Raw genomic sequence first — 22,477 nt, forward strand, 5'->3', positions numbered from 1 at the left:
CCTGTTTTTATCAGATAAAACAAAAGAAATGAAAATCTTACTGTTTCTGTTTTTTGCTTTAATTAGCGCTCATGGCTATTCCCAAAACAATACCATAAAGAAAGAAAAATGGCATTGGGATAGCCCCTCCAAACAGGACACTAGCGCCGGATATGTCCAAGTACTGAAAGTGGATAACATTCTGTACATTTCTGGAGCCGTGACAACTGAAGTTACACCAAAAGGAATACTTCAAGTTTATCAGGCTTTGGAAAAATCGTTAATGAGCTTTGGCGCAACTTTTCAAAATGTGGTAAAAGAAAATTTATATACCACAGACATTGAAGCGATGAAGAAATACAACTCGACAAGAAAATCTTTTTACAATGGAGATTTTCCTGCGGCGACTTGGATCCAAGTATCAAGACTTTACATGAGTGAGGCAAAATTAGAGGTCGAATTAATTGCACATCTGCCGAAATAATAAAGCACTACTTGCATCAAACGATTAAGGTCTAATAATCATTCCAGGAAAGAAAGCCTGCCACCAACAACTAAGTCTTCGTTCGGTATGCAATGCCCGGAATGAAGGCAGCGTTGAGCTGCGGCGTATTGGTGGCCATTCTCAATGCCCTGCAAACTATTTCGAATAAAAATTCTACAAAACATATTTGATGGACACAATTGTAGAAATCAATGAAAATACCATTCAGAATGCTGCTGAACTTTCAACAGAACTTTGGCCGGACAGCAGCCTTACCGAGATGACTGCTCACTATGAAGGAGTGTTGAATGCAAGTCTAGCTACTTGCTTTCTTTTACAAAATGAATCGGGCTATTTTGGTTTTATTGAATTAAGTGTCCGGAATGATTATGTTGAAGGGGTGGAAGAATCACCTGTTGCATACATAGAAGGCCTTTTTGTAAACCCAAGATACCGTCATAAGGGTTCAGGACGACGCTTACTAAAATATGCTGAAGACTGGGCTCGAACCAAAGGATTTAAACAACTCTGTTCAGACACGGAATTAGAAAATAGCCCAAGTATCGAATTCCATACTTCGTCTGGCTTCATTGAAGTATCACGGATAGTTTGCTTTGTTAAAGACATTGACTGAACAAGTTAAAATGTCCCCGACAAAACAGTTTCTAAAATGAGATTTGACCGCAAATGTACTGACATTGGACTTTATCATTTACCGAAACAAGCCCTCCATCGTAACAACCTGGTCAACATTGTTTATTTTATTGGCATTTTCTACCACGCTAAACGTTGTGATAAGCGTGGTGAATAAGTGTTTTTTTGTGCCAGAATGGTACCTAAAAATTTGTTTCTTTAGGTTGATATTGTCCACATCCTTTTTAGTCAAATTATAATCACTTTCACTGAATTTGATTTCACAAATATTCATGGAGTTGTCGTTTCGATCAATGATCAAATCTATCTGTGTACCAGCATAACCATCTTTAGGCAAAGTAAAAAATGAGGACGCAGTAGAGTACATTCCTTTGATACTAAGGCTCTCTCTTATCTGGTCAATGTGATAAAGACAGATATTTTCATACGCATAACCGCTCCATGCTTTCCATTTTGGCAACTCGCTAAGCCGGGTAAAATCAACGTGGGCGTTTTCTCCTAGGGGCTCTAAAAAATTAAGGTAAAAAAGAGAATAAGCATCTGTCAATCGATAAAGGCTTTCCCTACTTTTTTTACCATGACTGTTGTAAATCCCGATAAAACACGATTGGGAAAGTTCCTTCAACATTTCGGTCAGCATACCACCATTTTTAAACCCTGTGGCTTCTATCAGTTGGGTACGGGTAAGCCCCATTTTTTTTTGCGCCAAAGCCTTTACTATGGCTATATAATTTTCGGCATTGTCAAATAGAGAAGCGAAAAGGCGGTCAAACTCATACCTCAAATAACCATCAGATTCAAAGCATACATTTTGGATGTTTTGGGCTGCGGAAAGCCCCGGTTTAATCTGGTCCAAATACATTGGAACGCCCCCCATGGTCATATAAATTTGAACAATTTGGTAACGATTGAGCTTGATCTGACGAGATTGTAAAAATGTCTCTGTCTCTGCCAATGAGAAAGGATACAAGTAAATGAGTTTTGTAACTCGATTGTGCAATCCACCTCGGTCATTGATCACTTTACCGATCATCCAGGAAGCAGCTGAACCACAAATGACTATCACAACGCGCTGTTTGGTCGCCCAACTGTTCCAAAACCAACTCAAACCTTTAAGAAAATCTGAACGCTTAGTCCCAAGCCATGGCAATTCATCAAAAAAAATAACTTTCTTTTCTTTAAAATTGGCTTTTTCAATGGCTTGACTCAATGTAAAAAAAGCGTCTAACCACGATTCTGGCTTATTGGGAACTGGATACACAGGAAAGTATTTTGCCAACTGCACCCAGAATAGATGCAATTGCTCTTTTTGAGTGGCAAACTGCACGCCGGTAAGTTCAAAAACCAATTGTTTTTCGTACACATTCCCAATCAAAAACGTTTTGCCTATCCGCCTTCTGCCAACTACCGCCACCATTTCGGGCTTATCAGAAGCTATTGCTGCCTCCAATTCAGCGATTTGTTTTTGCCTTCCAATGATCTTTTCCATACTTATTCCGCTTTATCTCTACAAATTTACATAGATAAAGCGGAATAGCAAGTTATAATCCGCTTTATCTATGTAAATTTATACAGATAAAGCAGGTTATAATCATTGGCGTAGTGCACATTTTGTATTGTTACTAAAGTCACGAAGCAGAGTATTTTCGATCAATCTATTCATTACCAGTTTGATAAGATTTGAAATTGTGGGTACTTGGAGATTTGGTACTCCTGGTTTATCTTTACTATGTGGACACGAGAAGTACTCATATATCCGTGTTAGCGACTATATTTTGACCGACCTCAAACGAGACAATTAAAGAATGAAACTATTGGACTTTTTCAAACTATTTCGACAAAGGATTACTTTAAAAAAAGAAGTTAAGGCTGACAGCTATTTACCTTTATTTTGGGAGGACGACTATTGTCAAATTGAAATTGTTCCGTTTGAAAATAAGGAATACATTTTAAAGACCATTGGACAAATAAGCGACCTTGCAAATAAATCAAGAACTGATTTCGGATATACAGAGACGTTTGGAAGAGGACAAATGCCTACAAATACTTTTTCCAAAGAAATTAGAATAGACTATTTTGAGAAACAATTGACAGGTTTTGAATTTGAAAAGGCAAAAAACATAAACTATGACAGCCATAAAATCCTTAACTGTGAACTTGGAACGACCAAAGCGTTTGGCTTCTCAAACTTCATTATCTTTTTTGACACGGAAGACGAGTTTGTAAAAAATATTTGGTTGTCAATAAGTTTAATTGTTTCAGTTAGACAACATGACTTTATAAAATCAGCCTTGTATTGTTTAGGTGAAGAATGTGAAATGGTTTTGATTGACTGGAATAGTTTGGAATTATTCGACTTGAGAGACAGAACACAAATAGACAAATATTTAAATGACTACTGGAAATAATACAGCAGCTAACAGGCGTTTGGCAAAACGTTAAAGATAAGCTTAAAAGACAACAGTGCAAGAACAAAACAACATAACAACGACTGACAGAAAACTTGTTACAACCAAGACAGTTTTTACGGTGACTATTATAGTTACCGTTTTGACAATTGTAAGCATTTGGCTTTTTGGTCTTGGACAACACCGAACAATATTTGAAAACTCGTTGCTTTCGACAAGTATTTTATCAATCGCGTTTTTTCTCTTCCTTACAATTGGACTTTACAAGGGGATAAAACTTAAAGACGACATTGGCAAACTCACAGACAAACTGAGACCATCAAAAATTCCAAATCTTGCGGAAGCGGGACAAGGAGCAGACTTCATTCACGTTGGTGACGGAATTGAAGGTTTTATTCTAAGCATTGTTCTGTGGGTAGTTGCGACTATTTTAATAGGACTTTTTCTTTGGGTATTTGGTGCTGTCTTGTGGACAGGAATAATTGTTTTTATAGCAATGCTATACTGGATTTTCTTTCGTGCGTTAAGACTGGTTTTCAAAAACTCTAACAAATGTAAAGGCAACTTGGCGAAAAGTATTGCTTACGGATTGGGCTATACGACCCTTTATAACTTTTGGATTTATGGGATTATCTTGGCGACACATTATTTAATCAAATGACAGCACAACTTCAACGAAAGACAAGAAAGCCTGCCACCAACAACTAAGCCTTCGTTCGGCATGCAACGCCAAGAATGAAGGCTCTGATGAAAGGAACCTTTGGTAGCGATTACCGTGGAGGATTGCTGAGCTATTGTTCGAAATCCAAATCCCTTTTTTATCCGTAGGTATGCCTATAAGCGGATGCTAGAGCACCGTACCTATTCCACATCATTTCATCCACACCTACATGAAAACATTATTTCTGCTGCTTAGCCTGAACTTAGCATTCGCGGTTTCCAAATTCGATGGCGTTCCGTTTACCTTAAAAAACACTTCTTTGGTTTCCATCCCTTTGGAAATACCAGGAGTGATGAATCCCAACCTCAATCCTTTGTCTACCAGTGGCGTTACGCTAGATATTGGGCAAAAAGTTTTTTTTAAATACAAAAAGAAGCGCTTTTTGCTGTTGGAAGTAAACAGCGATTTAAAGGGGCAGACCTTGGACGTCCCTATGTTAATTCGCGAGCGGAAGAAGGTATTGAAATTGAGTGAGGAATAAATAACACAACGATTGGAATGGGGTCAGGTTTGTTGGTAACCTGACTCCCTTCACAATTATGGCTGTAAAACAAGCCCGCTGGCGCATGTCTTACACCAGCAGTCGATGTGACCCTGATAGGCAAAAATTTTGGGATTAATTGCTATTTTGTCCTCGCTTAAAACCCAAAAGATGCCAGACTCACTTTCCAACATCACCAACAACACTCAAAACTTGCCAGCAAGTACGCCAGCCATCGACTTGTATTACATCACTACACTCCTGGTGATCATGCTTTTGACGGGGCTGCTGGGTGGTTACGCCAATTTCCTCAATTCCCCTAAGGAAGAGCGAAGTTTGATGCGCAGTTTGATGATGGGCATCGTTGCCACCATTGCCATTCCACTCTTTCTTAAAGTAGTTGATAGCAATATCCTGAATCAGACGCAAGCGGACGTCATCAATTATTTTGTATACGCGGGTTGTTGTGTGCTGGCCGCTTTTTATTCTGCTCGTTTTTTGGAAGGACTCTCCAGTCGGGTTTTGCAAAACTTACAAGACAAAGTGGACCGTACCAATGAAGTTGTCCAAGAAAACACTTCCAAATTGGAGGAAAATACCGATAAACTCAATCAGACCGCTGAGAAGACCGACATGATCATGGACAATCAATTGCCTACCACTACCGATATTCCAGATCAAATTCCTGAACTTGCAAATGAAGGGTTGAATACGCGATCCTTAGAAAATCTGGAGAATGACAATACGAGATCTTTTAACCCACAACAAATGGTACTGGACGTTTTTCTCAGATCCAAAACGATGTTTCAAACCCTGGATTCGATCAGCAAGAGTAGTGGATTAACGCCCACTGCGGTGGTTCAACTGTTGATTGAATTGGAGCAAGCGGGTAAAATCAGAAAAATTGAACACCGAGGTCAAGACATCTACACTGTTGACCGGAGTAATTTCTAGCCTTACTAAGAGCATGTCTAAATATTTTTGTTTTAAGCGAAAATGAGGCCGATTTGGAGTGAATGAGGCACGAAAAGCGGAGTGTAGCAGCGCTACATGAGCATTTTCGGAACGAAATTCACTCCAAATCAGGCCATTTGCAGCAAAACAAAAAATTTTAGACATGCTCTAACATCTCAAAATCTACTTCAATCCCTGGATCAATTGCATGATGCCAATAATGATGTATTGAACGCCCAAGGACATGACAATAAAGCCCATAATCCGCGAGAGTGCTTTCAATCCAGCTTCTCCCAAAATGCGGTAGAGGTAACGTGCTGAGCGCAAAATCAAATAAACCAAAATGCCCAAAAATACGATCACTGCCGCGATGGTCAAGTGTGCTTCCCAACTTGGTTTTTCGTTGTATTGGGTAATCAAGTACGAGATAGACCCCGGGCCAGAAAGCAAGGGCATGGCCAGCGGTGTAAAGGAAATGTCTTCTTTCTGCAAAGCTTCTTCTTCAACCTCTTTATTGATGGCACGGTTTTCTGCAAACTTTCCATTGATCAAACCGTAGCCTGAGCTCAGGATCATCATTCCACCAGCTATACGCATGGCGCTAATGTGAATGCCAAAAAAAGCCAAAATTTGAGTGCCCGCCAGGAAAAAGCCCAACAAGATTAAAGTAAAGTAAATGCCTGTGCTGCGTGCAGTCTGGTTGCGCTCAGTTACGGTATAGTCTGGCGTCATGGCAATGAATACGGGAACTGCGCCCAAGGGATTCACCACCGAGAACAGTGCTCCCAATACTGCAAAAAATAGCTCAATCATGGCAGCTTGAATTTTGAGTTGAATGTACTCAGAAAACTGGGATAAACTGAATAAGTGGTTGAACCACTTAAGACAAAAAAAGGGAAGCCGAGTGGCTTCCCTTAAAAACACCTAAAACCCATATTCATATCATGAAAACCTAATCTTTCGAAGCACCTCTTGTCAGAATGAAATGAGGTGTTGAAATCTTTATCTTGAGGTTTTGAGGGTTGTAAAGAAAGGGGAGTTTTCCACTCCCCCTCAAAAAACACCTAAAACCCATATTACAAATTCGTCGAGTTTTCTCCAGGGTTTGAAACAGGGGGAACGAATTCCCCCACCAAGCACTAAAACCCTATCTCATGAAAAAACTCATATTTACCCTTAAGCAAATCAAGTCTTTACTTGTATTTTGCTTCTGTTCTTTTGACGCAAACTTCAATCAAAGTCACTTTTCTGAATGTTTTTTTTCGCTTTAGAAAAATTTACATCTAGCCTCTTTCTGACCAGATTCATTCAAGATGTGCAACCTCTTTCAGACGAACCCTTTCTGAAAAGTCACGTGAAGGACGAAATTATTTTCGTATTAATGAACTTGAGGAAAATTATTTCGACGACCTGCATTTAAACATTAAAAACCCGCATTTATTCAGGGAATTTTGGTTGCTTATCTTTGATACTTACAAGCTTTATAAATCGATTAGTACAAAAAGATGTTAATGCACTAGCTCAACAAGTCGTCTAACTGATGGTAATGGTCAATAAACCGGAGTACATTGGGGAATTGAGCAAATTCATCGCGGGTGTGTGAGCTGGTTACAACTACCACCGGACAGCCAGCTCGGCGCGCAGTTTCCACTCCCGTTGGGGAGTCTTCAAAGACGATGCATTCTTCAACAGGGACGCCCAATCCTTCCGCTACCATTTGAAACACCTGCGGGTCGGGTTTACCTCTGGTAACCATTCCTGCGTGTACTACGGTGGGAAAGAAATTCCGCAAGCCATAAATATTGTCGAGTACAAAATTGACATTTTCTGCGGGAGCTGCCGTACCGACCCCCATGGGGATGCCTTTTGATTTTGCTTTATGCAGAAAATCGCTCAATCCATCGATGAGCTTCAATTCGGAGATAAAGACTTTGCGGTAAGCGTTTTCTTTTTCCCAGGCAATTCTTTTAAAGTCTTCCGATGTAAACCGATCACCAAACAAGCGCGCCAGAATCTCCTCGTTTTTGCCATGAATGGTCTGCCTCACCTCTTCCAGTTCCATCGGCAAACCCAAATCTGCCAATTTTATTTGCCAGGCGCGGTGGTGAACCATCATGTTGTCGACCATCGTACCGTCCATATCAAAAATGAATGCTGCCATCTTTTTTGTTTTTTGCGGCACAAATATCTTTATTTTGGACACATTATTATCAAGTGTATCTTTAACAAATACCTAAAACCATGTTAAACAAACTGCAAAAATGGGCCACCGGCCGCAATGTTCTTGTGTTGATCATTCTGGATGTGCTTTTTATGGTGGGCGTAATGCCTTACATGCAATTGTTGATGGCACTTGCTACCAATCAGCATCCACAGCCCATCGACCTTTGTATACCTACCTGGACGCCAGCTCAGGGCTTTGCATTGATTGAATCGTATGGTGATGCCGGAAGAGCTATGTACCGCAATATTGAACTTACCGCAGACACCGTTTATCCACTCGTTTACGGATTTGCATTTGCTCTGCTGATCACTTTTTTAATCCGCAAAATTGCTCCCAGCAACAAATGGATGCCCTATCTGGCTTTGCTTCCGTTGTTGGGAATGTTGTTTGATTATTTAGAGAACATTTCCATCCTCATCTTATTGAGTTATTACCCTCAAAAAATTGTAGGGGTAGCCTATTTTGGGGGAGTTGCAACTTTTTGCAAATGGGTCTTCTTGTTTTCAGGATTGGGCATTGTTCTCGTTGGATTAATTGCGTGGGCTGTAAGTGGGTTAAGAAAGCGTTGATCCTCCTAAAAATCGGAATATTAAAATGAGTCTTGGAACTTTCTTTTCTGTATTTTTGTAAGCGTAAAATAAAACGTCATCAATGACTATAGATGCAAAAAAATTGTTTCTGATCAGACGCCTGATGGACATCAGCAATGAAGCCGTATTGGATAAAATTGAAGCAATTGTTGATGCAAACCCAATTGGCAACTTATTGCAAGATGTAGAGCGTATTGAAAATGGCAATACAGCTGATTTCAAAACATTTGCCAATACCGAAGATTTGGTAGCATTTTTAGGTGTAACGTGGACTCCAGCCGATGAACATTCAGATAAGCCCTAATGCTCTAGATCATCTCAGAGATTGGGCAGATAATAACCCAAGGACTTTGAGCAAAATTCTCGACCTCATCGAATACATTCGTCGAGATACCATACACTGGTATTGGTCAACCTGAACCGCTTCGTCACGAATTAGAAGGATATTGGTCCCGACGAATCAACAAGGAACATCGCCTCGTTTACAAATTAGACGATACTGCTGAATTGATTGTTATTGTTTCCTGTAAAGGTCACTATGATGATCTATGATTAAGTGGTTCTTCTTCATTCCCCTATTTTGGGTATTTTTCGAGACTCCTCTTTTCTGAGGATGTTTTTGATGGCCAAAGAGTTGACCTTTAATCCATCAAAAACAATCTGCCATGCGAACCTTTTCCACCTTGATCATCCTGTTTTTTTGTAGCCTAGCTACCGCCCAAATCAATCCAGCTTTAAAATCCAATGAGCTTAAAATTCGGGAAGACTTGAGGCTCAAGTCGGAACTTAATTTTAATGGCGAAGCCCAATTGGTAAGCAGCACAGCTCCACGCGTTGTGCAAGTCATTGTACGCAACACCGGGGCGGTTAATGCCGGAAATTTTGTACTGGAAGTCACCTACAATTGGCGCGTCGACCACGAATCCTTTTCTGCACAAAGCATCAAAAAGACACAAACCATATACACTTTAGCAGCAGGTCAACAGACTCAAGTCACCTTCACACTACCTGACAACCTGATTCGGAGCAATCGCCCGTATGGATCTGCCAATGTGAACCTTTCGTTCAAAATAGATTCCACCAATGCAGTTGCCGAAATGCAGGAGAACAACAATAACCTAAGTTTCAGCCTTCCAATTCTGAACAATTAAACCCGTACCGAACTCATGCCACCATCTGCATGAATGATTTGTCCGGTAATCCAGGCGGCATCTGGAGAGAGCAAAAAATTGGCCAGTGCTGCAATTTCGGAGGCTGTACCTACTTTTTTGAGCGGATGACGATTGGCAGCCGCTTCCCGTTTTTCATCGCTGTTCAACAAACGCGTGGCAAGCGGTGTATCTGTCAAGGAAGGTGCGATGCAATTGACCCGAATACCCGGTGCGAGTTCTGCCGCCAAAGAACGGGTCAAGCCTTCTACGGCACCTTTGGCAGCGGCGATTCCACTATGAAAAGGCATGCCCTGCCCAACCGCCACAGTGCTGAATAGCACAATGCTGCTACCTGGGTTTTTCTTCAAAGCTTTGAGTCCGGCTTGAATGCTTTTTACGGCCCCAATCAAATTGATCTCCAGTTCATCGCGAAAAGCGGCAGGATTCAAACTGACAAAAGCCCGCAAATTGATGCTGCCTGGGCAGTACACCAAACCATCCAAATTTTCAGGAATGAATTCCGCTGGAATCTCCTCTTTGCTGATGTCTAGCGCATGATGAGTTACGCCTTGAATTGCGGCCAAGTCACCAAGGGTGCGAGAAATTACAGTGACTTGATTGCCTTCTTCAGCAAGTTTACGGGTTAGTTCCAACCCAATTCCGTGGCTTCCGCCTACGACAAGGTAGTGTTTTGACATGGCTCAATGCATTTGCTGAGCCTAACAAAGGGGACACCCATTTGTTCAGTTCAGGCTTGCGTTATTCGGCCATCTCCTGTTCTAAGTCTTTAAATTGTTGGAAATAGAATTGATCGCCGTACTTGGTACGTTTGGCAGGAAGCGCTGCCAGCCCTTGTTGCAAGTATGCTTTGGCCTCGGCTTCATTGCCTTCAATCCAGCAGAGCGCGGTTTTGGTCAATAAGGCATGGGCATCTTTGGCAGCTTGACCCAGTTTTCCGGCTTTATTCCAGGCACTGCGGGCTTTGAGTGGGTCTTTGGCCAAGCGGGCATAAGCATAAGCGACATCCTTGAGCAGTTCTACTTGAAAAGCAAGAGGTTGTTCTGCTATGAGGGGCTCCATATCATAGATGGCTGCCAGTGCTTGCTCATTTTCTCCCCGATCCAGGTGATAATAATAGGCCAAAGAATATGCAAAAGATTGCATCAATTCGGATTGATCCGATTTAATCAGCTCAATTTGAGCCAAATTCATTTCTCCAAAGGGCTGATTGGTATAGCTTTGTGCCAGCAATTCCAACATGGCTTGCTCAATTTCTGCCGCTTTACCGCCACCAACCAAGCGAAAAAAGCGCACCCGATCGGTAAAAAAAGCTCCAGTGCGACTGGGTATAGTGGTAACCAAAAACAAGAGAAAAGACGTCAACCCAAAAACCAACAAGAAAGTAAAGAGAATGCGCAACAGCGCAGATGAATCCGGGGTCAACTGCGCAATGCCCCATATAGCTGGAAGTCCAACCAAAACAGCGCCAAGCAAGCTCGTTATCGGCCCTGCAATGACAATTGCAGCTAGTTTTCGACGCAGGTCGGGTGATTTTTGAGTGGGCAAGGTTGCAGCTACACCTCCAAACAGATTGGCGTCACGGTTGAAATACCATTCAATTTGGTCATTCAGGGGATTCCGGCGTACCCCCAGAAAGCCAGCAACATACAAATGGAAAGTAAAACCTTGTGCCAGTCCGGTCATCAAGTGCCCTAATTCGTGCGCAGCAAGCGCTGCCCAAAGGCCAACCAATAAGAAAACAATTTTAAGGGGCAGCTCCCACCAAATATCAGCTGAGCCACTCAGATTTTTTGCGATAAAATCGGGCATCCAATTGATGGCCGTATATCCCAGGCCAAACCCCAGTGCAGCTCCATCTAAAGTGCCCAGCAGTATCGTAACGGTCTTATTTCTTTTCTTGGACATAAAACTGAAAAAAAACTTACTTCAGCAAAATAGCTTCGCCGCTGAAGGATTGCAAGGTTTTACTGTCAATCTCCAACTCCGCAATCCACACAAAAGCACCTGGAGGAACTACTTTCCCGGCATAAGTGCCATCCCAACCGATGCTCGCATCATTCAATTCGCCATTGGTGGCTTCGAACACTAGGGTACCCCAGCGGTCAAAAATACGAAAATAGGTCACTTTCAAATTCTTTTTGCCAGCCAAGAAGAAGCGGTCATTTTTATTGTCGCCGTTGGGAGAGAACGCGGTAGGTGCATAAACCTGGTTTTCTTGCACTACAAAAACTTGGAATTCTGCCTGAGATTTGCAACCATTGGTACTTTCTACCAAAGCCTGATAAACGGTACTCTTGCTTGGATTTACCTGAATATTCATACAGCCCTTGCAAGGTGCCAATCCAGTGCCTTGCCAGGAAATCGAAGCCAGATTACTTGAATCGCCCAATTGAGCTGTCAGCAGGAGGGAATCCCCAGGGTTGATTTCGTTGCGGGGAGCGTTGATTTTTACCTCAATTGGAACAGAGGGATTGATGGTCAAGGAAGTATCTCCCTCGCAACCTGCCGCATCCTGTATTTTTAGCTGGTATTTGCCCGGAACGAGATCTGCATAATTGCGCTTGCTGGAAAAAGTACCACCTCCCAGTGAAAAAGTATAGGGGGCAACGCCACCACTTACGCCATCTATGCTTATGCTGCCCTTGCTATCTGGCGCACAGGGTGGCTGTTTCACATTGAGGCGCAAAAATTTGGGGCCGTCGGTATTGCCTCCCAATCTTAATGAATCACGGGAGGTACAGCCATTGCCCTGATTTTCCAGTAAGATTCGATACAGTCCAGGGGTATCTACCTGAACAATATTGGTATTGCCGCTAATGCCATTGCCCGACCAGGTATACAATACTCCCGGTGTAGCATCCACGGCCAGTTGGGCAGTGGGATTGGCGCAAGAAAATGGCGCTACAACTCGAATGACTCCTGCAGGCCCAACCGTATCGGCAATCACCGAGGTACTCAGTCGCAATTGACACCCATTGATGGTATCCAGGGCGATAAAATTATAAAGTCCGCCCTTACCGACCGTAGTGGCAATGGTGCGAGACAAGGTATCCTTGAGGGTAGCACTCAACCAGTAGCCTCTGGCACGGGGAGTTCCCAGGGTGGCGGCTAGCACAGCAGACTTATTTACACAAGTGATGGTGCTGGGAGTTCCCAAATTGGCAGTAGGCACTGCAAGATCAGACACAATATTGGTGTCTCTGATCGTAGTACAAGCACTTTTGAGGTTGCGAACGATAATTTGGTACGCTCCTGGAGTACTGATTCTCAGAAAAGAATCCTGACTGACAATGGCTCCGGTGCTGTTGCGCCAGGTGAAAGCCAAATTGCGCAGATTGCTGCGTGCATTCAACTGAACGGATTTGGATACACAATTCAATCTTCCAAGTCCAGCCAAACGGATGCTGGGCAAAATGGTATCTGCATTGATTTTTACTTGTGCGGTGCTTTGGCAGCCGTTGCGTGGCCTTATGACCAGCAATTGGTATATACCTGGAGTTTTTACCCGAGAAATTGGATCGGGGAGGGTATCGTTTTTAGGTGTAATCCAAAAATAATTCAAGGTATTGTCTACTGGAGAAAAACGCAATTGAGACTGTCGAAGCAAACAGTTGATGGAATCTGCACTTATCGTGGGAGCAGTCGGTTTTGCTTGATCAAATCCAATCACTACATCCAGTGGCTTAGAAGCACAAATATCGGTGGTCGCTACGATCTGGTAACGTCCCGGTATAAAGGCCGTATCTCTGGCCAACGTGGAAGTGAATCCATTTGGCCCCGACCAGGCATAAGTAGCTGTAGAATCAGAGGCTCTGGCGTTGAGAAAAACATAGGGTTCTACACAAGTAATGGTATCTGTGGGTGCTGTAACCGTTGGTACGGCGATAACTCTAATGCTGTTGCCAATCAAAGGAGGAGTGAACTCTCGAATGTCGGTGCCAGCTTGATTGAATTGGGCTACTACCGGAGCCGTCTGATCGCGGGGATTGGTCACAAAACCCAGTACCGCCGGGTTTCCGGGCTGCTGGGCGATCAGGCGAATGATAAAAATTTGGGTGGTATCTGGTAAGGAACTGAAAGTGCCATCTGACTTAAACCAGGCAACGTTGACGCGTGTGCCGGTTACTGGGGCCTCAAAATCAAATTCAGTATTGGGGAAAACGTTGTTCAGGATGTTCAAAAAGCGGAATTGGCCTCTGGCCCAACTGACTGCAAACTGAAAGCCTGCCACCCGTTTGAAATGAACCGTCCGTACGGGGATGTCGATGGTGTCTCCTACGCAGACTTTGCGGGAAGTCAGAATAAAACTGGTAGAATCACTTGCTCCTTGAGCAAATGCAATATGGTGGCCAAAAACCAGAAACAAGGCCAAAAAAGCAGTTGCGTAAAATTTCCACATACGGTATAAATATGATTTCAGAGACCAGCTTTCACCTTGCGGCAAAAGCTGATCTCTGAAATTTCAACGGTTTATTTCACCAAAATAACCTTATCCGTCATCACGCCATAAGCGGTCAGGATTCGATAATGGTAAACGCCGTTTTGGCCCAGGGTGTTGCCATTGATCGTCCATTCCTGAACACCAGCTGACAAAGTACGGGCTTCGCGGTATACTTCCCGACCAGCTGCATCGACAATCGACAAAGTGGTGCGGGCTTCAATTGGCAACTTGAAGCGAATCAAAGCTTGATCCTTGAATGGGTTGGGTTGTACGCCCAAGGCTTTGATGGCCTGGCGGTTTTTCAAATCCACTTTCAGGTTCTCCTCAGTAAAGCGCGCTTTGAGCTGTTGCGCTTGTCCCGCCTGGTTTACGGCAATGCCGCTCAGCTTGTCCTGATTCAACCACATCGCTGCGGCCAATTCACTGGCTTTGAGCGCATTGAAGGTTACTTTGAACAAAACTGGATTGCTCACGCCCCGGAGTTCAGCACCGGTTTGGTACCAAAGCGTTGGAAGGTGGCCTTCAGCAACTGTATTCAAGTTGAATGCGTTGCGGTCGATACCACTTACTTCACCTGCTTCAATTCCAACGAACTCAAGCGTTTCCCGATCAAATCCCAGATCAAACTGATAACCTGCAAATTTCTGTAAATCCTTGGCACGAACCTCAACTACGAGTTTTTCGCCATAATCAAAGGCGCGGTTAGCAATCAGGATTTCCATGGTCTCATCTGCCCGCAATTGTACATTGGTGCTTAGGTTGACGTCACCCACTTTGATACCAATGAAGTTGGCACCCAAACTGTCTTTCTTCAAGCTTTTGAATAAAAGAGAATCAGGGAATGGAACCGATAGAGGGTTGGTCTTCTTGACATCTGGAAACTTGAAGCCTTCTGGAACAAAACGCCAGGATGTATTGTCCGGGAATTTCAGCAAAGCACCCAGGATCAGGCGGCGGATATTCAGAATGTCAGCTACAGTGATCGAACCGGAACGGTTTACGTCGGCAGCAATCCACTGATAAGGGGTACGGAAGGTATCTTTGGCCAAAATATGGCGTTGGATCAATACCACGTCAAGAATGTTTACCCCTCCAGCATGGTTAGAATCCAGAGATGGGCGTACAATATGGTCTTTGTTGTAAGCCAGGTTCTTGAATTCGTACTCTCCAGTTGGTCCGGTAATCACTGGCTTCAGGGTATCTGGCTTGATTTTCACCGTCACAAACTTAACCGGCACTTTATTCTCGCGGAAGATTTTACCTGCAATTGTCACTGGTTTTGGCGGACACGCCTTTCCATCAATCGTGGTAGGTACAATCTCCTTCAAGTTCGTTTTGGTGGCAATGATATCCGATGGTTTGTTCTTGAACTGGATCGGAATACAATCCCCTCCTGCTTTGGTGGCCTTGATGCGCAAGATCAGGATTGTAGTACTGTCTTTCAAAGTTACCCCGTTTGATTGTGCATCAAACCAGTTGACTGTGCGAATGTTCGGAGCAAAAGCAAAATTGTCCAAGCCTTTCAAGGCCGAAGTATCCGCGCCAAAGCCAACAATGGTAGCTTGTCCAACTGGAACTACAAGAGAGAATTGAAAGCCCTGTACACCCTTGAATTTTTTCACTTTCACCGGCACATTGATGGTGCTATCGGTAAACGTGACTGAAGTACTATCGATGTAAAAGGTCAAGGAGTCGGTGGTTTCCACTACAACATTGAACGAACAGGAATCAATGGCCTTTTTTGAAGTAGTATCAGTGATGATGTACCGAACTTTGGTAGTTCCCAATGCGAAGGTATCTCCAGGCATTTTGTTGCTGGTGATTTTCACTTTGCCACAACGGTCGTCAGAAGTAGGTTTGTCCCAGCTCACAATCGACTTGGTTTGGCCAAAAGGAATTACCTTTTTGATGTCGGTGGGGCAAGCTGCAAATTTTGGCTTCAGCGTGTCCACTTGCAACACAATCTTGGTGCGGGTTGGGTTGATACAGTCTTTAGCGGAGTCAATCGCTTCCACGTAGAAAGTATCTACCTTGGCTGGTTTGAAGCTGGTAGTGTCTTTAGCCAAAGGCGTACCTCCAGTTGGAACATCGTACCAGTTGGCGGAAATGCCCTTTCCTACCGTCACTTTCAGGGTTGGCAACGCAGCTCCCGCACAGGTTTTCACTACATCTGATGCAGTTTTTGCGGCAGGTGGGTAGGCACCAATATTTACTTCTTTGGTACTGGCACATTTCCCACTGGTTGAATCCCTTACGGTTACGGTATACTTACCAGGGCCGAGACGAACAGTATCGGTGGTAGCACCAGTGCTCCATGAATAGCTGGTACCACCACTAGCTTTGATCAAAGTGGTTTTTCCAGCACATACACTGGTGTCACCAGTGATGGTAATAGGAATCTTTTTCACGGCCAAAGCCAATTGTACCATACTGTCGCAGCCACCGGCTGTTTTCAGGTTTACGACGTAAGTACCAGCTTGACGGTATTCGTTTTCACCAACTTTGAAAATCTGTCCTTCGCAAATGGTTGTATTGATCAACGTATCGCGTTTGCCTTTGGCGGGGATCGAGGTTACAATCAGGATACTGTCACAGCCATTCTTGCGGGTCAGGCGGGTAGTATCTGTTTTTGTAGTTGTAGCTGTGCAACTCGACACCGTTTTTCTGATCAGGGTATCTTTGCAGGTCAAGATTTGAACCGAACCGGCAGTGCCTTTGAAGGCGCGTTTAAAACCCTTCGGTCCAGTAACTTCTGCTTTTACGATTGAGTCCCGGAATGAGATAGCAGACTTTCCTTGCTTCACTGGAGTAAAACAAAGTTGGTACAGCCGCTTCCCATTGGCAATGGTCAGTCCTTTAGCGCTTTCGTTTTTAGAATACACCAAAGAAACCAGACCGCCAGGTTTGGTACTGAAATCATCCAACGTAACCTTTTTCAGGTTACTCGTGTCCAGTTTAATGCGCTTAAGCTTAATGATCGAGGTGTCAAAAAACACCGTGTACTGTAATGCTGCAATGGAATCAAATTTTGACGCAGTGACATCCACACAAATCAGGGTATCGGTCAACTTCCCTTTCACATCAGCGATACAAATCGGAAAAGAGGTAGAATCGCAACCGAGCATAAAAAAGCTCAAATAGCTCGGTGGCCTTGTCATTTGGTTTTTGGGGCCATCCAGGGCAGACAACTGCCAGCATAGCATGCTGGATAGCAGAAAAAATAGAATTTTTCGCATATTTCAATGGTTTTTTGCAAAAATGGAAACGTAAAGTGCTGAAACCTAAACATGATTTAGGCAAACAGTATTGAACATGTTTACGTGTCGTGGAAAATAATCGACTGGAAATTGATTAACGCAGAAAAATTAATTTCCGATTTTGGGTTTTGAATAGGAAGACGAACGGTTCAATTCAAGTGAGCTTCCAATTCAAAAGCCTCTAAAAAATCGGGAAGTAATTTTTTGCGTCATAATAGTGTAAGGTAGGCTGGAATGAATGGTAAACGCAGCCCCTTAGCCGAAAAGTATCCGGGTAGAGCAACAATTTTCACAAAATCACCCCTGTTTCCCCTTGCGCCAATCATTGGGGCGTTGCCCCATAACGCGCTTAAATGTGCGGTTAAAATGCGGAATATTATTAAAACCAGTGGAATACGCTATATCAGAAATTGACTTTTCAAGGTCTTCCTTTAAAGTTCGGCAAGCTGCATTTATTCTGATTTCATTCAAAAAAACCGTGAAAGTTTTTCGGGTGTGCTTTTTAAAATACCGACAAAATGCCGGAAAACTCAAGTGCACCAATCCCGCCAATTGATCCAAGGCAATGTCTTCAGCATAGTGGTTGAGCAAAAATTGATATACGGTACTCATGCGCTGACCTTCTTGCGCTGAAATGGAAAAATGAGTTTGTTGACTCAAAAAAAACGGCGCACAATCGCTACTCAAGGTTTCCAAAAGGGTTAAAAAAAGTGCCACTCGTTTTACATTCGACGCAGACTGCATTTCCTGCAAAAAATGGATTATTTTTGTAAAAAAATAGCAACATGAAAGCATTTGAATGGAAAGGCGTTTTCCCGGCGCTGACCACCAAATTTGATAGTCAGGAAGAACTTGATTTGCCCGAGTTTGCCAAAAATCTGCAAGCTCAATTGGATGGAGGAATCCATGGCATCATTCTGGGAGGCTCACTCGGCGAGGCCAGTACCATCACCGAAGCAGAAAAAGAAACCTTGGTGAAATTCTCCCAGGAAAAACTGGAAGGCAAAATTCCGGTTATCCTCAATATTGCTGAGGGATCAACCCGGGAAGCAACCCGTCAGGCTAAATTGGCCCAAGAATGGGGCGCAGATGGCCTGATGCTGTTGCCACCGATGCGCTACAAAGCCGACGACCGCGAAACCACAGCGTTTTTCAAAGCGGTAGCGCAATCTACCGAGCTACCCATCATGTTGTACAACAATCCAGTGGATTACAAAATTGAAATCACCCTGGACATGTTTGAATCTTTGATTGAAGAAAAGAACATCACCGCCGTCAAGGAATCTACCCGCGATGTATCCAATGTGACCCGTTTGGTCAACCGCTTTGGCGATCGCCTCAAAATTCTATGTGGGGTAGATACCCTGGCACTGGAAGAATTGGTATTGGGTGCCGATGGCTGGGTAGCAGGTTTGGTTTGTGCATTTCCTGCCGAAACGGTAGCCATTTACCAATTGGTAAAAGCGGGCAAAATTGCCGAAGCGCTGACCATTTACCGCTGGTTTTTGCCTTTGCTCGAACTGGATCTTCATCCAAAATTGGTGCAATACATCAAACTGGCCGAACAGGAAGCAGGCATTGGTTCAGAATATGTACGTGCCCCTCGTCTGGCCCTCGAAGGCGCAGAAAGAACCCGCATTTTGAAGATCATTCAGGATGGAATTGCAAAAAGACCTAAATTGTAGCGACAAAATTGCTCAACAAAACCTTTTCATTCCTCAAATTTCAACTGCCATTATGATCGATCAAATCATGCAACAGGCTGCTGCGGCCTTTCCTGAATACCGCCGTCTAGATGCGGATGCCCGTGCTACTTTTTTAGAGCGCATTGCCACCGAAATCGAAGCCCTGGGCGATGCCTTGATTCATACGGCCATGGCCGAATCGAACCTTCCTGAAGCCCGCTTGCAAGGAGAACGTGGCCGCACCGCCAATCAGCTTCGCTTGTTCGCCAATTTGGTACGCGAAGGTTCCTGGGTGGAAGCCGTGATTGATACCGCCTTACCAGAAAGGGTTCCGGCGCGTCCTGATTTGCGCAAGATGTTGAGTCCATTGGGCCCGGTAGTTGTATTTGGCGCCAGCAATTTTCCTCTGGCATTTTCAACTGCTGGAGGCGATACCGCATCAGCACTGGCTGCTGGTTGTACGGTGGTGATCAAAGGCCATCCGGGTCATCCCAAAACTTCGGCAATGGTTTTTGGAGCAATACAATCGGCAATTGCTGCCTGTGGTTTGCCAGAATTTACCGTGCAGCATGTTGAAGGAACAGATTTTGCCCTAGGCAAAGCCCTGGTACAGCACCCCGCAATCAAAGCAGTGGGTTTTACTGGTTCATATGCTGGTGGGACGGCCTTGGTCGAATACGCCCGCGAACGCAAACAACCCATTCCGGTTTTTGCCGAAATGGGGAGCATCAACCCGGTCATCCTGTTGCCAGAAATATTGGCCGCTCAACCTGAAGCGCTTGCCAAGCAACTGGCGGGGTCTTTTACCCTGGGCATGGGTCAGTTTTGCACCAAACCCGGCTTGATTTTGGCGCTGGAAAGTGAGGAATTGGACATTTTCCTGAAAGCAATTGGTCACGAAGTTCCTGCCCTACCTACCATGCCAATGTTGCACGGCGGGATTCATGCGGCCTATACCAAAAACCTGCACCTTGCGCTAGAGCAGCCAGGATTGGGGGTTTTGGGCAAAACGGAAAAAGAAGCAGAAGGCATCGTCCCCACGGCAACGGTTGCGCTGGTAGATGGCGATACGTTCCTGGCCAATCCACTGCTCCATCAGGAAGTATTCGGCCCCTATGCCTTGATCGTAAAATGCACATCTAAAGCACAACTGGCAAACATACTTCAGCACTTGGAAGGCCAATTGACCCTGACCTTTATGGCTACTGAAGCAGAAGCAATCGTGCATGCCGATTTGGTTGAATTGGGACAGGATCTTGCCGGAAGAGTGATTTTCAACGGAGTACCTACGGGTGTAGAAGTTGTCGCTTCCATGCAGCACGGTGGCCCCTACCCTGCTACCACCGATAGTCGCTTTACCTCGGTAGGTTCGGATGGCATCAAGCGCTGGGCACGGCCAATTTGTTTTCAGAATTATCCAGCCCAACTCCTGCCCGCAGAACTCCAAAATGAAAATCCAGGAAACATCTGGCGATTGGTAGACGGCAGCTTCACCAAGTAATGGGCCAATCTCATAACTCATAACTCATAACTCTTGAAGACTTTTTTTTGCATCGATGCACATACTTGCGGAAATCCGGTTCGGCTGGTAGCAGGTGGCGGCCCCATCCTGGAAGGCAAGGACATGAGCGAAAAACGCCAGCATTTCCTGGCAGAATACGACTGGATCCGCAAGGGGTTGATGTTTGAACCTCGGGGGCACGACATGATGAGTGGGAGCATCTTGTATCCACCGCATGATCCACAAAATGATGTGGCTGTGCTGTTTATCGAAACCAGCGGCTGCTTGCCCATGTGTGGTCACGGCACCATCGGCACCATAACCATTGCGTTGGAGCATGGCCTGATCAGCCCCAAAGTACCGGGCAAAGTCAGAATGGAAGCGCCCGCAGGTCTGGTCGAAATCAGTTACCAACAAGAAGGCAAAAAGGTAAAAAGTGTCCGCCTGACCAACGTAAAATCTTACCTCGCTGCTGAAAAACTGCCTGTAGAATGCCCCGGTTTGGGGCCAATCACGGTGGATGTTGCATACGGAGGCAATTTTTACGCCATCGTGGATGTACAGGAAAACTTCCCGGGGCTTGAACACTATACCGCGGATCAATTGATAGCCTGGGCGCGTGAATTGCGCAAACGCATCAATGCGCAATATGCATTTGTGCATCCAGAAAATCCGACCATCAACGGCTGTAGCCACATTCAATGGACAGGAATTACCATTGATCCAAAAGCTACTGCCCGCAATGCTGTCTTTTATGGCGACAAGGCCATCGACCGTTCGCCTTGCGGTACGGGCACTTCCGCGCGAATGGCGCAGTGGTATGCCCAGGGCAAACTGAAAGCTGGCGATGAGTTTGTACACGAAAGCATCATCGGATCTCAGTTTATTGGGCGCATCGAGGAAGAAACAACCCTGGATGGCAAACCAGCCATTCGCCCCAGCATCGAAGGCTGGGCGCGGGTTTATGGGTACAATACCATCAGCATTGACCCAGAAGACGACCCATATGCGTATGGGTTTCAAGTGATTTAGGGAATGAAATTATAACTGGTACATGAAAAGAGCAATCATCATTGGCGGCGGTATCATCGGCTTGAGTTCAGCATACTACCTGAGTAAGTCGGGTTGGGACATCACCGTCATCGACAAAGGTACTCGCCGCAACAACTGTTCTACAGGCAATGCAGGCTACATTTGCCCCAGCCATTTTGTGCCTTTGGCTGCCCCGGGAATTGTGGCCCAAGGATTCAAGTGGATGCTGGATTCGCGCAGCCCTTTTTATGTGCAGCCCAGACTTAGTTGGCCCCTGATTCAGTGGGGGCTCCATTTCATGCGCAGCGCCACCGCCAAGCATGTGGATGCATCAGCCCGTCCCTTGCGCAACATTTCGCTGTACAGCATGGCCTGTTATGAAGCGATGAAAAGAGACCCTGGATTTGATTTCTTTTACGCCCATGAAGGCATGTTGGAAGCCGTGCAAACGCCAGAAAATGCCCACCACGCCAAAGAAACGGCCCACATTGCCAAAGATTTGGGACTGGATGCGCAATGGCTGGACAAAGAAGCCGTACAAGCCCTTGAACCAGATGTAGACATGAACATCCAGGGGGCAGTTTGGTACAAGTGTGATGCCCATTGCGACCCGGAAAGACTGGTGCAAAACCTGGAGCAATACCTGATCAACCGTGGAGCAAAACTACTGGACAATACCGAAGTGACTGGTTTTGGCAAACAAGATGGCAAAATCAGGCAAGTACAAACACCTAATGGCGATTTTGAAGCCGACCTGATCGTACTGGCCACCGGCTCCTGGAGCAGGGAAATGGCGGCCAAATTGGGATTGAGTATGCCACTGGTGGCTGGACGAGGCTATTCCTTTTCGACCGAAGGCACGGATTTCCCCCTCAAGCGTCCGATGATTCTCAC

The 22,477-nt window shown here is 44.8% G+C and carries 22 protein-coding genes; 14 read left to right on the plus strand and 8 right to left on the minus strand.

Going from position 1 to position 22,477, the window contains the following annotated elements; all coding sequences use genetic code 11:
* The first annotated feature begins 28 nt into the window (after positions 1-28).
* Both ABW391_RS17080 and aac(6') read left to right on the plus strand, forming a co-directional pair.
* On the plus strand, positions 29-463 hold the full coding sequence (locus tag ABW391_RS17080; RefSeq protein ID WP_353483112.1) for a RidA family protein: 435 nt from the start codon (positions 29-31) through the stop codon (positions 461-463).
* 190 nt (positions 464-653) lie between these two features.
* Positions 654-1,097, plus strand: coding sequence for an aminoglycoside 6'-N-acetyltransferase (gene aac(6'), locus ABW391_RS17085; RefSeq protein WP_353483113.1), 444 nt, complete (start codon positions 654-656; stop codon positions 1,095-1,097).
* Between the two features lie 78 nt (positions 1,098-1,175).
* Here the strand turns inward: aac(6') and ABW391_RS17090 are convergent, their stop codons facing one another.
* Positions 1,176-2,606, minus strand: a complete 1,431-nt coding sequence (locus ABW391_RS17090) for an AAA family ATPase (protein WP_353483114.1) — start codon at positions 2,604-2,606, stop codon at positions 1,176-1,178.
* A gap of 316 nt (positions 2,607-2,922) precedes the next feature.
* Here ABW391_RS17090 and ABW391_RS17095 point away from each other — a divergent pair, with 316 nt between their 5' ends.
* The 4 genes from ABW391_RS17095 (at position 2,923) to ABW391_RS17110 (ending at position 5,681) form a co-directional block, all read left to right on the plus strand.
* Positions 2,923-3,525, plus strand: a complete 603-nt coding sequence (locus ABW391_RS17095) for a hypothetical protein (RefSeq protein WP_353483115.1) — start codon at positions 2,923-2,925, stop codon at positions 3,523-3,525.
* Between the two features lie 55 nt (positions 3,526-3,580).
* Positions 3,581-4,186 carry a hypothetical protein gene (locus ABW391_RS17100; RefSeq protein ID WP_353483116.1) on the plus strand — a complete coding sequence of 202 codons (606 nt, stop codon included), beginning with the start codon at positions 3,581-3,583 and terminating at the stop codon, positions 4,184-4,186.
* A 229-nt stretch (positions 4,187-4,415) separates the two neighbouring features.
* A complete protein-coding gene (locus ABW391_RS17105) occupies positions 4,416-4,727 on the plus strand; it encodes a hypothetical protein (RefSeq protein ID WP_353483117.1) in 312 nt (103 codons plus the stop codon).
* Between the two features lie 171 nt (positions 4,728-4,898).
* A complete protein-coding gene (locus ABW391_RS17110; protein WP_353483118.1) occupies positions 4,899-5,681 on the plus strand; it encodes a YEATS-associated helix-containing protein in 783 nt (260 codons plus the stop codon).
* A gap of 183 nt (positions 5,682-5,864) precedes the next feature.
* Here the strand turns inward: ABW391_RS17110 and ABW391_RS17115 are convergent, their stop codons facing one another.
* Together ABW391_RS17115 and ABW391_RS17120 are read right to left on the minus strand one after the other, a co-directional pair.
* Positions 5,865-6,494, minus strand: coding sequence for a MarC family protein (locus tag ABW391_RS17115; protein WP_353483119.1), 630 nt, complete (start codon positions 6,492-6,494; stop codon positions 5,865-5,867).
* Positions 6,495-7,197: 703 nt separating this feature from the next.
* A complete protein-coding gene (locus ABW391_RS17120) occupies positions 7,198-7,842 on the minus strand; it encodes an HAD family hydrolase (protein WP_353483120.1) in 645 nt (214 codons plus the stop codon).
* An 80-nt stretch (positions 7,843-7,922) separates the two neighbouring features.
* On the opposite strand from ABW391_RS17120, the gene ABW391_RS17125 reads away from it, so the two are divergent.
* From ABW391_RS17125 to ABW391_RS17140, 4 genes are all read left to right on the plus strand, one after another.
* Positions 7,923-8,474 carry a hypothetical protein gene (locus tag ABW391_RS17125; RefSeq protein ID WP_353483121.1) on the plus strand — a complete coding sequence of 184 codons (552 nt, stop codon included), beginning with the start codon at positions 7,923-7,925 and terminating at the stop codon, positions 8,472-8,474.
* 82 nt (positions 8,475-8,556) lie between these two features.
* Positions 8,557-8,799, plus strand: coding sequence for a hypothetical protein (locus tag ABW391_RS17130; protein WP_353483122.1), 243 nt, complete (start codon positions 8,557-8,559; stop codon positions 8,797-8,799).
* 101 nt (positions 8,800-8,900) lie between these two features.
* The gene (locus tag ABW391_RS29585) at positions 8,901-9,047 is read left to right on the plus strand and encodes a Txe/YoeB family addiction module toxin (RefSeq protein ID WP_502916333.1); all 147 of its coding nucleotides are present in this window, start codon (positions 8,901-8,903) and stop codon (positions 9,045-9,047) included.
* A 113-nt stretch (positions 9,048-9,160) separates the two neighbouring features.
* Positions 9,161-9,646 (plus strand): CARDB domain-containing protein, encoded by a 486-nt coding sequence (locus ABW391_RS17140; protein WP_353483123.1) that lies wholly within the window; start codon positions 9,161-9,163, stop codon positions 9,644-9,646.
* Here ABW391_RS17140 and ABW391_RS17145 read toward each other — a convergent pair.
* The 5 genes from ABW391_RS17145 to ABW391_RS17165 all read right to left on the minus strand — a co-directional run bounded on the left by ABW391_RS17145 (position 9,643) and on the right by ABW391_RS17165 (position 18,082).
* On the minus strand, positions 9,643-10,344 hold the full coding sequence (locus ABW391_RS17145) for an SDR family NAD(P)-dependent oxidoreductase (RefSeq protein WP_353483124.1): 702 nt from the start codon (positions 10,342-10,344) through the stop codon (positions 9,643-9,645). The two genes, ABW391_RS17140 and ABW391_RS17145, sit on opposite strands and share 4 nt — an antisense overlap.
* A 61-nt stretch (positions 10,345-10,405) precedes the next feature.
* Positions 10,406-11,572 (minus strand): M50 family metallopeptidase, encoded by a 1,167-nt coding sequence (locus ABW391_RS17150; protein ID WP_353483125.1) that lies wholly within the window; start codon positions 11,570-11,572, stop codon positions 10,406-10,408.
* Between the two features lie 16 nt (positions 11,573-11,588).
* Positions 11,589-14,066 (minus strand): T9SS type B sorting domain-containing protein, encoded by a 2,478-nt coding sequence (locus tag ABW391_RS17155; RefSeq protein ID WP_353483126.1) that lies wholly within the window; start codon positions 14,064-14,066, stop codon positions 11,589-11,591.
* Between the two features lie 71 nt (positions 14,067-14,137).
* Complete coding sequence (locus tag ABW391_RS17160) at positions 14,138-17,344, minus strand: HYR domain-containing protein (protein WP_353483127.1); 3,207 nt, start codon at positions 17,342-17,344, stop codon at positions 14,138-14,140.
* A gap of 318 nt (positions 17,345-17,662) precedes the next feature.
* Positions 17,663-18,082 carry a helix-turn-helix domain-containing protein gene (locus ABW391_RS17165; protein ID WP_353483128.1) on the minus strand — a complete coding sequence of 140 codons (420 nt, stop codon included), beginning with the start codon at positions 18,080-18,082 and terminating at the stop codon, positions 17,663-17,665.
* A gap of 68 nt (positions 18,083-18,150) precedes the next feature.
* Here ABW391_RS17165 and ABW391_RS17170 point away from each other — a divergent pair, with 68 nt between their 5' ends.
* The 4 genes from ABW391_RS17170 to ABW391_RS17185 form a co-directional block, all read left to right on the plus strand.
* Positions 18,151-19,050, plus strand: coding sequence for a dihydrodipicolinate synthase family protein (locus ABW391_RS17170; RefSeq protein WP_353483129.1), 900 nt, complete (start codon positions 18,151-18,153; stop codon positions 19,048-19,050).
* Positions 19,022-20,551: an aldehyde dehydrogenase (NADP(+)) gene (locus ABW391_RS17175; RefSeq protein ID WP_353483130.1), complete on the plus strand. Its 1,530-nt coding sequence runs from the start codon at positions 19,022-19,024 to the stop codon at positions 20,549-20,551. Before ABW391_RS17170 ends, ABW391_RS17175 begins: the two co-directional genes overlap by 29 nt.
* A 33-nt stretch (positions 20,552-20,584) precedes the next feature.
* Positions 20,585-21,583, plus strand: a complete 999-nt coding sequence (locus ABW391_RS17180; protein WP_353483131.1) for a 4-hydroxyproline epimerase — start codon at positions 20,585-20,587, stop codon at positions 21,581-21,583.
* Between the two features lie 22 nt (positions 21,584-21,605).
* Positions 21,606-22,477 (plus strand): NAD(P)/FAD-dependent oxidoreductase (locus ABW391_RS17185; RefSeq protein WP_353483132.1); only part of this gene is annotated, 872 nt, incomplete at its 3' end.

Source organism: Haliscomenobacter sp., assembly GCF_040403615.1.
In the GTDB taxonomy this organism is placed as follows: domain Bacteria; phylum Bacteroidota; class Bacteroidia; order Chitinophagales; family Saprospiraceae; genus Haliscomenobacter.